The sequence below is a fragment of the Proteiniborus sp. genome (assembly GCF_040308045.1).
Classification (GTDB): domain Bacteria; phylum Bacillota; class Clostridia; order Tissierellales; family Proteiniboraceae; genus Proteiniborus.
Genome location: NZ_JAWRHZ010000022.1, coordinates 121,728 through 137,037, shown reverse-complemented (window position 1 = coordinate 137,037; position 15,310 = coordinate 121,728). Strand labels below are relative to the sequence as shown.

Here is a 15,310-nt window from a genome sequence, read left to right as displayed (position 1 = left end):
ATTTGAACTAATAGCCTTTTTGTTCTTTTTAATTTGATTTCCCTATTGAATAATATTCAATACCTTTCTCCCTAACTTTCTTTCCATCTAACATATTTCTTCCATCAATTATCATAGGATAATTCATACTATCTTTAATTTTGCCTAAATTTAAAGAATTGAACTCATCCCACTCAGTACATATGATTATACAATCAGAGTTTTCTATTGCATCATACAAATTATAACAATACATAATATTAGAATAAATATTTCGAACCTTATCTATCGCTATCGGATCATAGCACTTAATATTAGCATTGTTTTTTATCAATTCTTCAATAATAGTTAGTGATGGTGAGTCTCTTATATCATCCGTTTTTGGTTTAAAAGATAGCCCTAATATGGTAATAATTTTTTTTTCTAAACTTCCATACTTATTTAGCAATATTCTAATAGGTATAAATCTTTGTTTTTCATTAACTTCAATAGCCCCCCTAACTATTTTAAAATCAATACCATGTTTATCACCAATTTTTACTAAAGCTTTAGTGTCCTTGGGAAAGCAAGAGCCTCCATACCCAATGCCTGCTCGTAAAAACTTAGGAGAAATCCTTTCATCTAATCCCATTGCATAAGCCACAGTTTCTATATCTGCACCTACTTTATTACACAAGTTTGCAATCTCATTAATAAAAGAAATTTTAGAAGCTAAAAAAGCATTTGAAGCATATTTTGTTAGCTCAGCAGTTTCAGGTGATGTATATATAATTTCGCATGTAAAAGGCTCATATAGCTCTTTCATTATTTTCTTTGCTCTAAGTGAATCACAACCTATTATGATTCTATCTCCATTAAAAAAATCGTGTAAAGCTCTTCCTTCTCTTAAAAATTCTGGATTAGAAACAATATCAAAACTATCTACTGAAACACCATTCTCAAGAAATATCTTATTAACTTTCTTTTGAGTTCCTATGGGAACAGTACTTTTAATGACAATTAATCTATAATTTAAAATATTGTTTGAAATTTGACTTATTACTTCATAAACTTGACTCATATCAATATCCCAATCATTCTTCTCAGGTGTCCCTACAGCAATAAATATCACATTGGATTTTTCTATTCCTTCAATAATATTGTTACTGAAAGTAATGTTTTTCTTCTCCAAACACTCTATAAGCATATCTTCAAGTCCTTCTTCATATATGCTTGGTATTCCATTATTTAAACTAACAACTTTATTAATATCTATATCAACACAAATTACATTATTACCTAGTTTAGCAAAGCCTAGTGAAGTTACTAGTCCTACATACCCGGCGCCAATAACACATATTTCCATTTCCTCACCTTCCTACTTGTATATTCAATCAATAATTAATGTGACATCAGTTTAATATATTTTATGAAATACATAAACTTTGTGATAGCTTTTAAACACTTTTGCACCAATACTTCTTCATTTCATATATTGAAGTAGGATTAAATGAGTTCTATATAAGTTACAGAATAACTCATTGGAAATTTAATAATCTTGTTTATGTGTTTTATGGATATGTATTTTTCTTTTATATTATCTAGAATACTAATTAATTCCTTTAGGGGTGTAAAAATGATAAAAAAAAATAAAGCTGTTAATAAAACTAGTAAAATAATAAAAATTAATAAAAATCATGAGAACAAAAAAGTAGCTCAAAAAACCAAATTAAATCTCATCGGTAAAAATAACACTAATATGCCTAAAAAATATATACCAGGAAAAAAGATGGTTATTATATGGAGCGAATTTAACACAATGCCCTTCAGTAATAAAAGATTTTCTGAAAGCTGGATAGAAAATAGAATAAATGTTTTTATGAAGTTTACTTTGAATAGCTTAAAGTCCCAAACAAACCAGAATTATTTAGCCTTAATAAAATATGAGGATAAATCTAAAGACATTATCACTAAGATACTAAGTAAGTATCCAAAGCTTCCAAATAACGTTACCTTTATTGCGAAAAGTAAATATGAAAAAAAGGTAATTGAAAAAGCAAAAGGGTTTGACTATTTATATTTAGTGCGTCTCGACTCAGACGACATGTATCATAAAAGCTTTATACAGCAGCTATTTGATTATAAACACCATATATCCACAGAAGCAATTATAAACCAGAACGGGTATATCTATGACTCTATAAAAAAACAAATAGCGAAGTTTCCTCAGATATCTCCAAACTATTATACTTTAATTTATAAGGTAGATGATTATATATCTGGAAAAAGATATAAAATACCAGGTGGACATCCAAATGTAATAAAGCTTCTCAACCACGAAATATTAAAAAAGCCAAACTACATCCGCCTTGTTCATTCTACAAATGATTCATCTACATTTAGACTTGCTAATCGAAAATATATTATTAGTGATAAAAATAGAATGAATAAAATCTTAAATGATTTTATGTAATGGTGCGATAGTTCAAATCAAAGGAATTATTATACCTTGAAAGGATGTCAATAATGTCTAAGAATAAATCTGTCACTTCTTTAAATCCTGTAAATAATAAGAAAATCAGGCAAAAAATACTATGTCTAGTCCTATGAGAAAGGAAATAGATAAGAAATCAATAAAGGTTAATAATACTTTTTCTAACTTATCTGTTTCAATTTTAGTTTCTACAAATAAGCCAAAATATATGGATAATATACTTGATAATTATAAAAGGCAAATTTACAAAAATAAAGAATTAATAATTATTTTAAACAATAATGACATGGATATTAATCTCTGGAAGAAAAAAGCAGAGTCATACGATGATACAAGAATTTTTCAAATTGATGAGAACAAGGATTTGTCTGATTGTATAAACTTTGGAGTATCTCAATCATCATCAGATTTAATAGCAAAGTTTGATGACGATGACTATTATGGACCTAATTATCTAAACGAAGCAGTAAATGCTATTATTTCAACAAAAGCAGGTGTAGTAGGAAAATCTAAATATTATGCTTATTTCGAAGGCATAGAAAGAATAGGTATAAGAAAAGGTGGTTCGGAAAATAAATACACAAATTATATTCATGGACCAACTCTTGTTATGAAACGAAGTATAATCAGAAAATACAAATTTAAGAATATGAGTCATGGCGCAGACCAACGTTTCTTAAAAGATTGTCTAAAAAACAGCATAAAAATCTATTCTACAAGCAGCAAAAACTTTATCTATAATAGACATACCTCACTAAAATATCATACTTGGAAAATAAAAAATGAGAACTTTATGAAACAGTTTAGATTATTGCCAAAATCTAAAAATTACAAGAGCTATGCAAATTAGTAACATTATATTAAAACATCATTCATTGGAGGATTCAAAATGAAATGGATTATAAAAAATCCCTCTTCTACAGATTATCGTCAAAAGAAATGGGGAGACTATCATGTTGGCAGGTGTCTTTCTAAATATTTAGAAAGACTTGGAGAGAATGTAGAAACTGATTATCATAGTAAATGGTATAATGGTAAAAAAGCTGATATAATATTAGTGCTTAGAGGAAAATATCCTTATAAGGTTAAAAAGCATTCTGGGCTTAATATATTGTGGAACTTTGGACATCCTGAGGATGTTACTAAAGAAGAGTATGAATCATATGATATAGTTTTATTAGCTTCAAATCAGTATTTTAAAGTCTTAAAAAAGCAAATTAAAAAGCCCGTATATCCTTTTTTACTTTGCACTGATCATGAAGAATTTAACAATAAAAATAAAGATAATGTTTTAAAAAGAAAAGACTTCATTTTTGTTGGCAATACCCGTGGAGTAAAAAGAAACTGCGTGTCTTGGGCAATAGAGTACAATGTGCCCCTTAAAGTATGGGGGCGAGGTTGGGAAAAAATGATAGATAAGAAATACATTGTTAGTCAATATATGGCAAATGAAAAACTTGCAGATTTATATTCAAGGGCAAAAGTTACCTTAAATAATCACTGGCCAGATATGCTAAAATACGGATTTGTCAACAATAGAGTCTTTGATGCTCTAGCATGTGGTTTACCAATTATATCTGACTATAGCGAAGAACTGTTTAGCTTATTTCCGAAGGAAATTCTATATTATCGAAATAAAAAAGAATTTAAAAAATGTATAGACGAAATTAATTCAAACTATTTTGCTATAAAATCAAATGTGGATAAAGCCAATAATAGAGTAACGAAAGAATTCACATATGAAAAAAGAGCTAAAGAATTAATTGAATTAATAAAGTCAAACAGATAGATAAAAAAATCGACAAAATATTATTGCCTGGGGGATTATTATGGTAGCAGGTGCATCAAGTATATTAAGCATTTTATTGATAATCGCAGTAGGTTTTATAATCTCAAAAATTGGATGGCTTGAAAATAAGACTGGAGATGTTTTTTCTAAAATTATCATAAACATCTCCCTTCCATCTCTTATGATAACAAACATTTCTCAAAGATTTAGCAATAACACTTTAGTCCAATACAAATATGGAATAATTATTTCCTTTGCTTGTATACTAATTTCCTACTTGATTAGCTATATTATTGGAAAAGTAACAAAGATTGATAAAGTTAAGCTAGGCTTATTTTGTGCATTATTTACTTTTTCAAATACAATATTTATAGGATTACCTGTAAATATTGCTATATATGGAGAAGATAGTATACCTTTTGTATTATTATACTACTTTGCGAATACAACATTATTTTGGACATTAGGTGTGTATAATATAAAGAAAACCAAATACAACAAAAAGGTAAAGCTTTCTATTAATATGGCTATTAAGAAAATACTTTCTCCTCCTTTATTAGGTTTTATAATTGGTCTCATAATAGTATTGTTAAATATACAGCTCCCTATTTTTATAGCAGATGGGCTAAAACACATAGGTAACTTGACAACTCCACTATCCATGTTTTTTATTGGATTAGTCATTAGTTCTGTAAAGCTACAAAACATTAAATTTGACTTATACAGCTGTCTGATAATAATAGGTAAATTCTTTATTACTCCATTTATTGTTTTTATGTTCTTACACTTTTTTGATTTTCCAGCATTAATGAAAAATGTTTTTATTCTTGAAGCTTCAATGCCCATTATGGCGCAAATAGCTGTTGTAGCAAAACACTATGAAAATAATTCCGAATATACTTCTTGGCTAATAACCTTTACCACGATAATAAGTATTATTATTGTCCCTTTTTTTGCTGTGCTCCTTGTATAGAAAAAAGAACATTACTTCTCATGTCTCATTAGAAAAGTAATGTTCTTTAAATTATAGAATCTCGCCGTCTCTTTGAATATACTTTATTCTTAAATTCCAATCAATTAAGGTATCATACCAATTTACTGTTCTTGTTTTTGGATCATTCCAATCTAATGTTTTATCCTCTAATCTATTCCATATTTCAATCGCTGCTTCTTCTATAGTATGTTTAGTTTCAAATCCTAGTGCTCTATTAATCTTATCAAAACTTACTCTATAAGATCTTTTATCAGGATCTCCATACCAAGCAAATTCGAAAGGCTTCCCAATTCCCTTACTTATTTTTTCTCCTAACTCCAATATCTGAATATTAAAATCGTTTGAGCCTACATTGAAAATTTCTCTGTTTACCTTATCTACATCAGCTTCCATTACAGTAATAAAAGCCCTTGCTGTATCTTTAACGTGTATGTGTGGCCTCCATTGTGTTCCATCTCTTAAAAGATTAAAATACCCCAGTTTAAAATATGAACCAGTCATTCCATTTACTACTAAATCAAATCTCATTCTGTATGAAAAGCCAAATACTGTAGCTTGCCTCAATGCTGTAACACAAAAATCCTTATCTCCTAAAGGTAAAACTGCATTTTCTACTAGATAATTAGCTTCTGCATAAGTTGTTAAGGGATTTACCTTAGATTTTTCTGTTAATTCTCCTTCTTGAAAACCATATATGCTACAAGAACTAGCTAAAATATATCTTTTTACCCCAGCCAATTTCGCCAAATGTGCAACTCTACACCTACCTAGATAGTTTATATCAAGAGTTTTTTGTTTATCTAATTCACCAGAAGGATCATTAGATATTGCAGCTAAATCCATAACAGTATCAATATCCTCAAAAACTTCTTTCCTTGCATCCCTAATATCGCCTTTTATTATTTCTATTTTATCCTTAATTTCCTCAAGAGAGTCAATTCCAAAAAATAATCTATCTAAAACTCTAACCTGGTACCCTTTTTCTAACAATAATCTGACTAGAGTCGAACCAATATATCCAGCGCCACCTGTTACAAGAACTTTGCCCAAATTTCTCACTCCTCTAGCTTCTTAATATAGTATTAAATTGCTATCTTTACCTAAAATAAAAGTATTCGCCTTTCTGTAGGAATTATTTGAAACAATAGTACTGTTTCTCTCTATAATACTAGAATCAATAATATTACTAATTTTCAGTATAGAACATTTATCTAATACAATACTATTTTCTATCTGAGAATCTATTATTTTTACATTATTCATAATAGAAGTGTATGGTCCAATATAACTATTTTCAATTATTGTATTGCTACCTATAATTGCAGGACCTCTTATTATACTATTAAAAATTTTAGAGTTGTCACCAATTGATATACTGCCAACTATTTTGCTTTTCTCATCAATTAGCCCTTTATTGTTTGGATTTACTTTACTTAAAAGGTGCTGATTAACATGCAATAATTCATTATAAGTTCCCAAATCCATCCATAATGAATTTGAAATATTGTATGTTACTTTATAGCTGTTATTTAGTAACCATTTTATACCATCAGTAATCTCATATTCCCCTCTCCAAGAAGGTCCAATTTCTTTGCAAGCCTTAAAAATGTTTTTATCAAAAATATAAATTCCTGTTATAGCTAAATTAGTCTTAGGGTTTCTAGGTTTTTCTTCAACATCTAAGATTTGACCTTCTTTTACCTCGGCAATTCCATAATTATAGGGTTCATCTACTTCGTGTAGAAGAATGCTACAATTACTAGATGTATCATAAAAGTCGCTTATTAAGTTTTCTAAATCCAATTCATAGTAGTTGTCTCCTATTACTACAATAAAATCTTCATCTTTCACAAAATCTTCTGATACTGAAACAGCATCAGCTAATCCTAGCGGTTGCGATTGCTGAATAAACTTAAATTTAATTTCTTTATCTTCATAACCTTTAAGAACTTCTTTAAAAAAATCTTCATTGTCATTAATAACTATACCGATTTCATTAACTTTTGCCTTAACTAAAGAATCTAGAATATAATAAATAATAGGCCTATTTGAAATGGGTATAAGCTGTTTTGGAATAGAATATGTTATAGGTCTTAACCTAGTTCCTAATCCACCACATAATATGACTCCCTTCATTTACACACCTCCAAAATATCCTAAAGCATATTATTATATTGCTGTCTAAGTTTCCATAAAATAGTTGTATCATCAATTTCTATATCTTCAAAAGTAATAGGACTGTCAATTTTGATTGGTTTTATAACTCTAACTCCTTTTGCAAGACCTATAGGCAATAGTTTTTCTTCCTTTATAGTCTCTGCTTTATCTATAAGGCCATAATAGCTATATCCTCCTATGCTATCGAGCGTATCTCCAGGAAATAAATCTTTTTTGGCCACTGTTAAAACATCTGCTATAGGTTTACCTAAAGGCTTTATTGTTGAATCACCTTCTATAACAGCCCTAGCTATCCCTACTGCCATTTCAAAAGAGCATAAATGATAAGGTCTATAAAATAAATAGTTTGGCCCATCTCCCATTTTATAATATTGTAAATCTTTTCTAATTCTAGGGTGTGATGTAGTAGCGATAACATATACTCCACCACTAGGCTCCACACCAAATACAATATCTATAACTCCCTTTGAAGATAAAACACCTCCGTTTTCTTTGGTATCTAAGACTTTGGTTACTGTTTCTAAAGAAGCACTAGGCAGATGCATTCCTCTAATATCAGGTACTAAACCAGTAGCATTGGAAACTAAAGCCATTTCTATACTCATTTTGCTACCATCAGTAAAACAAGATATTTTATAAGGATTCTGCTCTAATTTATCTGCCCATTTTCTAACTGTTGTAGGATTTGCATGTTTATCATAAAATTTCTTAAACTTTCCTGCAGCAACAATATCTAATCCCAATAATCTCGCAAAGCGATGTAACCCCATTATTACTCCAGGCTCATCTCCTTCTTGATCACTAAATGTTACTCCATTTTCCTCTGCAATTTTACTTAATACCGGCCCTACAGTAACATCCGTTTCTGGATTTGCAATAAAATGTTTTTTATTATTAAGTGCTGCTAAAGCTAAACTGGCTCCAACCATTACATCCCCTGTAGTATCTACAACTATTTCAGCCTCTGATTCAGCCAATAGTAAAGGGTTAGATACTATCGCAATCTTTCCTTCTCTTATTGTCTTATTTAATTCATATTCATCTTTACAAACTTTACTTAGCTCTCCGATTTTACTTTGTTTTATAACTTCTTCAGCTTTATCTACACTTCTATTTGCAACAGCAACTACTTTTATTCCTTTCATTAAACTGATTTGATTTATTAATCCTCTCCCTATAAAACCAGTCCCTGCTACTGCAACTTTAATAGGGCATCCTTCGATTTCTCTCTCGTTAAGTTTATTAATAAGACGTTGTGACACCATCATTTGAACCTCCAATTATAAAATCCAAAATTAGCTTTCATATTTCTTATTTATAAGTCTATTTTTATTTTTAAAATCTTCTAGTGTTCCCCATTTTTTATCTTGTTGTGACAAGATAATCTCTTGAGAACCACTAATAGGCCAATCTATTTCAAGAAAACTATCATTCCAAATTATTCCTCCCTGATCTGTTGGAGTATAAAAGTCAGTACACTTATACTCAAAAATTGCATAATCCGAAAGTACATAGAAGCCATGGGCAAAACCTTCTGGTATATATAACATTTTTTTGTTTTTCCCTGATAATATTATTCCATACCACTTCCCAAAAGTATGGGAATCGATTCTTAGGTCAACTGCAACATCATAAACTTCTCCTACTATTACTCTAGTTAATTTTCCTTGAGGCCTACTATTCTGAAAATGTAAACCTCTTAAAACTCCCTTTATAGAAAAAGAAACATTATCTTGAACAAATTTTTTATCTATTCCATATTTTTTAAACTCATTCTCATTATATGATTCATAAAAGTGTCCCCTGTTATCAATGAATATTTCTGGTTCAATAATAAAAAGCCCATTAATACAAGTGTTTACAATATTAAACTCAGCCATAAAAAGCCTCCCAATCATTAAGAATACTACTAATAGTTTTGCTACTTCATTATATGAATCAGGCTATTATCTGACACCTCTAATTCTACTATTGCTCGGGTAATAGCCAAATAGCGACATATATACTTTTTTTCCTTAATTTAATATACTTTTATGTAATTATATGTAAAGAAAAGTATAATCATATAATAATAGATAAGGTGATAATAGTTATAAAACAGTTATTTATATTAAATTTATTTATATTTTTTAAAAACAAGAAAACCTTAGCTTCAGTAAGCTAAGGTTTTCTTATTTATATTTATTATGTTATTTTCCGAGTTTGATTCTTAATTTTTCTAGCATATCACTAGTCATTGATGACAAATCATATTTTGGATTCCATCCCCATTCTTCACGAGCTGCACTATCATCTAGGGAGTTTGGCCATGACTCAGCGATTTTTTGTCTTACAGGATCAACATCGTAATCCATAACAAAATTAGGCATATGTTTTTTTATCTCTGCATAAACATGCTCAGGAGCAAAGCTCATAGCTGTTACGTTAAAAGCATTTCTATGAATCAATTTACTAGAGTCTGCTTCTGCAAGTTGAACAATAGCATTTATGGCGTCTGGCATATACATCATATCCATATATGTCCCTTCTGCTATAAAACTAGAATATTTTCCTTTTTCAATTGCTTCGTAGTAAATATGTACAGCATAATCTGTAGTTCCACCACCAGGAAGAGCTTCATATGAAATCAATCCAGGGAATCTAACTCCTCTAGTATCAACTCCATATTTCTGATAATAATAGTCGCATAATAATTCTCCTGCAACCTTTGTAACTCCATACATAGTAGTAGGTCTCTGTATTGTGTCTTGTGGGGTATTATCTGCTGGAGTAGTTGGCCCAAATGCTGCTATTGAACTAGGTGTAAATACAGAAACTCCAGTTTCTCTCGCTACTTCTAAAACATTAAATAAACCACCCATATTAATTTCCCATGCAAGAGTAGGATTTTTTTCTCCCACTGCAGATAATAATGCAGCAAGATTAATAACTGTATCTACATTATGTTTTTTAACTACATCTGCTATTTGTTGAGCATTAGTGACATCAACAAGCTCAAATGGGCCAGATTGAATTAATTTTTCTGATCCTGCTTTTCTACTTCTGCTACTGGCGATTACATTATCTACACCATAATTATTTCTTAAATACATAACTAACTCAGTACCTATTTGACCTAAAGCACCGGTCACCAATATTTTTTTCATGCTTTCACACCCCCATAATTTTACTAAAAATCATTTTAATAACTCCGTGACTATTATATCACATTCTTCTCTAAACTTTAATAATATTATTGTTACACTTTTTTTATATTATAGTATCCATCTTAGTAATTTTTAACCACAATATATTGTCTTTATCTTAATTCAATTGATAGTAAAAAAGAGCAGAATTTTCTTCTGCCCAAATCTTTATTTTATATCCAGTTGGATTAGCTTTTTAATTAATAGAGTCTTTTACCCTATTTAATACTGCAGCTATTTCTGCTCTTGACATTTTCGCTTTAGGTCTAAATGTACTATCTTCAAATCCTTTAAAAACACCTATATGGTTCATTTTAACAATTGAACTGTATGACCACCCAGATTTAACATCAATAAAAGGATTTTTGTAATCTGCAGTTTCTTTATTCCTATCAATAATCCTATCTAAAAGAGTTGCCATTTGTTCTCTTGTTATGTGCTCTTCAGGAGCAAATTTATTATTACCTACACCTGCAAAAATATTCTTTTCTGCAGCTATTTGTATTTCCCTATATGCCCAATGCTTTGAAGGTACATCTATAAACTTTTCTCCATTAGAAACGTCAATTTTATCTATACCTAGAGCACGAACTAAGGTAACTGCAGCTTGTGCCCTTGTAAAAGTCATATCGGGAGAAAAGTTTACACTAGAAGTTCCTTTCATCCATTTATTCCCTACTATAGAAATTATATCATTTTTTGCCCAACTGCTTTCAATATCTGTAAAGTACTTACTATTAAGCCAAAGCTTATAATAATCCCAGGTATCAGGTAACTCTTGTCCTAAAGACCAACTACCAGTACCTTTCAAATTATATTTATGGACTAATTGAATCTTGTCCTTAATAGAATCTTCATTTTCAAACCATATTGTATAGGTTCCAGAAGATAATTGGCTACCATTAACTAATAATTTGTTGTCATTTTCACTGATAGTAAAAGTTGCATATGGTGACATATAGATTTTATCAAAATATACACTTCCATTATAGTGCTTAACCACTACATCTGCCTTTGCTAAACTTATACCATTTCCTCCTAAGGATTCGTTACTATTCCAGTATCTGCCGAAAAAAGGTATGCCTAGGACTATTTTGTCTGGACTTACTTTATTTAACGCATATTTTATTGAATTTTCTACAAAGGATCTACTAGCTACGGGTCCTGGCTTACTACCATAATAACTTTCATCGTAAGCCATTATCATTAAATAATCACTGTATTTGGCTAATGCTTCATAATCATATGAACCATGCCAACCTGTAGTAAATCCTTTAGGATTAGCTGCAACTGCAACTGATAACTCCTTTTCTTGAGGAAGTTTGCTTCTCAAAATTCTCACAAAGTCTGTATAATTTTCTCTATCAGTTTCAGTTACATTTTCAATATCTACATTGATTCCATCAAGATTAAATTTCTTAATAGCTGTGACTATTTCTTCTGCTAACCTTTCTCTATTAAGTAATGCCGCTCTTCCTGAGTCTCTATCCCAATGATTGCTTAAAAAAGGAACTACCTTTATATTTTGATTATGCATATTCCTAATGAAATCTGTATTAAGCAAACTAGTGATTTCTAAGCTTCCATCATTATTCACATTAAAATAATTTGGAGAGATTACATTTATAGAATCATTAGTTTGATCAACTAATTTCATTTGATTATTTACATCTCCAAAATACAAATATGTCATATTAAATTTATTATCAGCTTGTCCTTCTTCGGTGCTAACAAAAAATACGGCTAAAATTACTATAATTATTAATGGTATTGTAACTAATAGAATCTTTTTCTGTTTCATATAATCCCTCCTTTATATACCTTATAGGAATATAAACAGGAATTCAACGAACAAATTATGTCAACTAAATTTTGCAAATATTTATTTGTTGATATATTTCACTAATAGTATTATAGCTTGCTTAATTCTACAGATAATTTTGCTGCTAATCTCGCATTATTGTAAACCAATTTGATGTTTGATTCTAGACTTTTCCCTTCAGTTATTTCTTTTACTTTAGAAAGCAAGAATGGAGTAGTTTCTTTTCCTCTTATTCCTCTGCTCTCTGCCTCTAATAAAGCTTTATTTATTGCTTTATTAATATACTCATGGTTCATTTCATATTCATATGGTATTGGATTTCCTATAACTAAGCCACCTTTAAGCTGCAAATCCCACTTTGCTTTTATTGCTTTTGCTAGTTCTGCTTCAGAATCCACTCTATAATCTACCTTAAAACCACTCTTCCTAGTATAAAATGCAGGGAACTCATCCGTTCCAAAACCTACAACTGGTACACCTTGAGTTTCTAAATACTCTAAAGTAAGTCCAATATCTAATATAGACTTTGCTCCTGCACATACGACAGCAACATTAGTGTTAGCCAATTCCTGCAAATCTGCAGAGATATCAAAGGTTTCTTGAGCTTGCCTATGGACACCACCAATTCCGCCTGTAGCAAAAACTTTAATTCCAGCTATAGCTGCAATTATCATAGTAGCTGCAACAGTTGTAGCTCCGTTCATTTTTTTAGCTACTATAAAAGGTAAATCTCTTCTGCTTGCTTTTACTATGTCTTTACTCTTTCCTAATAGCTCCAGCTCATCTTCGTTTAATCCAACTGTTAACTTACCATTTAAAATGGCAATAGTTGCAGGAACTGCTCCATTTTCTCTTACAATTTTCTCAACTTCTACTGCAGTTTTTATGTTTTCTGGATAAGGCATCCCATGAGAAATAATTGTTGATTCTAATGCTACTACTGGAAGTCCATTTTTTATCGCTGAATCTACCTCTGGTTTTATTGATAAGTAATTGTTTAACATACTATTCACTCCTCATTTCATTTAATATTTTTTCAGCTGTAATATTTGGGTTAATTGTATTCTCATGGCTTAAGGCCATCCCAGCTGTTACTAAAGAAAAATGTATTGTATCTTGTATTCTCATATCATTAATAAAACAATAAACCAACCCTGCCATAAAAGCATCTCCTGCTCCTGTAGCATTTACTACTTTTATATTTGGTGCATCTACACACATGCTAATAATTTTATCTTTATAAAATACTCCATCTTTACCTAAGGTTATAAACACTCTTTCTACACCTTTATTTAATAATATTTCTGCAGCTTTTTCTAAGTCACTATCCTCAACTATTTTAATCCCAGTTAACTCCTCTATTTCATATATATTAGGTTTTATGGTATGAAAACAACCTATAAAATCTTTCACTTTTTTAGCTTTTGTAGTGGATACAGTGTCAACAAAAAAAACTTTATGTCTAAAGTTATTTATAAGATATTCAATAATATCTTCTGATAAATTTGTGTCTATGACTATTGCTGCTGAATTCTCGATAACATGAATCTTAGATTTTATGAAATCTACATTTAATTTGTTGATAATATCCATATCCGAAATAGCAACTTTCATATCACCATTCTCATCTAAAACTGACAAATATGATGATGAAGGTGAGTTTTTTAGAACTAGGCAATTGTCAATATCAATTCCAGCTGTTCTGCACTCATTTGCAATCATATTACCATATAAATCATCACCAAAAGCTGTAATCAATTTCGTTCTAACACCTAATCTAGATAAATTCTCAGCAATATTCCTACCTACTCCTCCTGCAGAAACTTTTACTTTTCCTGGATTTGAATCATTTAATTTAAGTTTGTTAAAAGAAAATCCTTGAATATCGACATTAGCTCCACCAATAACGGTTACATATTCTTCTTCATTTAAAACATACCCTTTGCCTCTTATATACCCTTTTTTAATAAGATTACTAATATGAACAGCAACTGAAGATCTAGTAATGCCTAAATAATCAGCAATTTCTTGTTGACTTATCATTGGATTTACTTTTATCATTGAAAGAATTTCTTTTTCTCTTAATGTCATCTCAACACCAACTTTTGTTTATTGTTTAAGCTTGTGCTTAATAGTATATCAAACTATTAAAAGTATTACAATAAAGATTTGTAAAATTCTAGTCTTAAATTTTGATTTTATAGTTTTCAATATAAAGCGACTTCTAGAATAAAAAAAATCAGAGTAGAAATCATCTTGATTTCCACTCTGAAAAAAGTCTAGCTTTTTGGATTCACATTAATGAGGCCAACTACTTTTTTATTAGAAGCTATAAAACAACTCAAACTATTTTTTTAGAAGTTCTTTTATTTTTTCCTTAATATACTCAGTAATCTCTAACTCTCCTATATAAGTATTTTCATCAACAAAATCTGGTCTTACTCTAAAAAAGTTAATTATTAATTTATTCCCTGATATAATATATTCTTCAGTATGGAAAGGCACAAAAAATACTTCGATTGTATCATAATCTGCATTTCCATTATATTTGTTCAATTCTTCAACTAATGAATCAAGATGCAATTTTTTTATTGGCTGTATCATTGCATCTGTATACTCTAAATCTTCCATCATCCAAAGATTGTTGTTCCAGAATCTTCCTTCCTTCTTGTTTTTACTTTGAAATGGTTCTCTGTTAGATACTGCACTCATAGCTCTTCTAACTGATTCGTTATTGAATTCATCATCATATATGAGTTTAAAGCCTTCCATGTCTGCAACATCATTTAAATATTTTTCAGATACTTTTTCTTTATCCTTTGTTGTTTGCCAAAAATACAACATTGCTTCTACAGCTTCAAAGTTTACCTTTATTCTTTCTACCATTTTA

At 29.9% G+C, this 15,310-nt stretch carries 14 protein-coding genes; 4 read left to right on the top strand and 10 right to left on the bottom strand.

Annotation, left to right across the window (positions count from 1 at the left end):
• Positions 1–28: 28 nt before the first annotated feature.
• Positions 29–1,324, bottom strand: coding sequence for a UDP-glucose dehydrogenase family protein (locus tag ABV008_RS03990; protein WP_352418524.1), 1,296 nt, complete (start codon positions 1,322–1,324; stop codon positions 29–31).
• A 270-nt stretch (positions 1,325–1,594) separates the two neighbouring features.
• Here ABV008_RS03990 and ABV008_RS03985 point away from each other — a divergent pair, with 270 nt between their 5' ends.
• The 4 genes from ABV008_RS03985 to ABV008_RS03970 all read left to right on the top strand — a co-directional run bounded on the left by ABV008_RS03985 (position 1,595) and on the right by ABV008_RS03970 (position 5,214).
• Positions 1,595–2,431, top strand: coding sequence for a glycosyltransferase family A protein (locus tag ABV008_RS03985; protein ID WP_352418523.1), 837 nt, complete (start codon positions 1,595–1,597; stop codon positions 2,429–2,431).
• A 133-nt stretch (positions 2,432–2,564) separates the two neighbouring features.
• Complete coding sequence (locus tag ABV008_RS03980) at positions 2,565–3,302, top strand: glycosyltransferase family 2 protein (RefSeq protein ID WP_352418522.1); 738 nt, start codon at positions 2,565–2,567, stop codon at positions 3,300–3,302.
• A 39-nt stretch (positions 3,303–3,341) separates the two neighbouring features.
• Positions 3,342–4,241, top strand: a complete 900-nt coding sequence (locus ABV008_RS03975; protein WP_352418521.1) for a CgeB family protein — start codon at positions 3,342–3,344, stop codon at positions 4,239–4,241.
• A gap of 40 nt (positions 4,242–4,281) precedes the next feature.
• Entirely contained in the window at positions 4,282–5,214 is a 933-nt protein-coding gene (locus tag ABV008_RS03970; protein ID WP_352418520.1) for an AEC family transporter, read from the top strand.
• A 51-nt stretch (positions 5,215–5,265) separates the two neighbouring features.
• On the opposite strand, the gene ABV008_RS03965 is transcribed toward ABV008_RS03970, so the two are convergent.
• The 9 genes from ABV008_RS03965 to ABV008_RS03925 all read right to left on the bottom strand — a co-directional run bounded on the left by ABV008_RS03965 (position 5,266) and on the right by ABV008_RS03925 (position 15,306).
• The gene (locus tag ABV008_RS03965) at positions 5,266–6,285 is read right to left on the bottom strand and encodes an NAD-dependent epimerase/dehydratase family protein (protein WP_352418519.1); all 1,020 of its coding nucleotides are present in this window, start codon (positions 6,283–6,285) and stop codon (positions 5,266–5,268) included.
• 21 nt (positions 6,286–6,306) lie between these two features.
• Positions 6,307–7,371, bottom strand: coding sequence for a glucose-1-phosphate thymidylyltransferase (locus ABV008_RS03960; protein WP_352418518.1), 1,065 nt, complete (start codon positions 7,369–7,371; stop codon positions 6,307–6,309).
• Between the two features lie 20 nt (positions 7,372–7,391).
• On the bottom strand, positions 7,392–8,678 hold the full coding sequence (locus ABV008_RS03955) for an NAD(P)H-dependent oxidoreductase (protein WP_352418517.1): 1,287 nt from the start codon (positions 8,676–8,678) through the stop codon (positions 7,392–7,394).
• A gap of 30 nt (positions 8,679–8,708) precedes the next feature.
• On the bottom strand, positions 8,709–9,293 hold the full coding sequence (gene rfbC, locus ABV008_RS03950; RefSeq protein WP_352418516.1) for a dTDP-4-dehydrorhamnose 3,5-epimerase: 585 nt from the start codon (positions 9,291–9,293) through the stop codon (positions 8,709–8,711).
• A gap of 309 nt (positions 9,294–9,602) precedes the next feature.
• Positions 9,603–10,559, bottom strand: a complete 957-nt coding sequence (locus tag ABV008_RS03945) for an L-threonine 3-dehydrogenase (RefSeq protein ID WP_352418515.1) — start codon at positions 10,557–10,559, stop codon at positions 9,603–9,605.
• A gap of 235 nt (positions 10,560–10,794) precedes the next feature.
• Positions 10,795–12,399, bottom strand: coding sequence for a glycosyl hydrolase family 18 protein (locus ABV008_RS03940; RefSeq protein ID WP_352418514.1), 1,605 nt, complete (start codon positions 12,397–12,399; stop codon positions 10,795–10,797).
• A gap of 110 nt (positions 12,400–12,509) precedes the next feature.
• Positions 12,510–13,424, bottom strand: a complete 915-nt coding sequence (locus tag ABV008_RS03935) for a pseudouridine-5'-phosphate glycosidase (protein ID WP_352418513.1) — start codon at positions 13,422–13,424, stop codon at positions 12,510–12,512.
• Between the two features lies 1 nt (position 13,425).
• Positions 13,426–14,511 (bottom strand): PfkB family carbohydrate kinase, encoded by a 1,086-nt coding sequence (locus tag ABV008_RS03930; RefSeq protein WP_352418512.1) that lies wholly within the window; start codon positions 14,509–14,511, stop codon positions 13,426–13,428.
• A gap of 255 nt (positions 14,512–14,766) precedes the next feature.
• The gene (locus ABV008_RS03925; RefSeq protein ID WP_352418511.1) at positions 14,767–15,306 is read right to left on the bottom strand and encodes a TDE2712 family protein; all 540 of its coding nucleotides are present in this window, start codon (positions 15,304–15,306) and stop codon (positions 14,767–14,769) included.
• Positions 15,307–15,310: the final 4 nt, after the last annotated feature.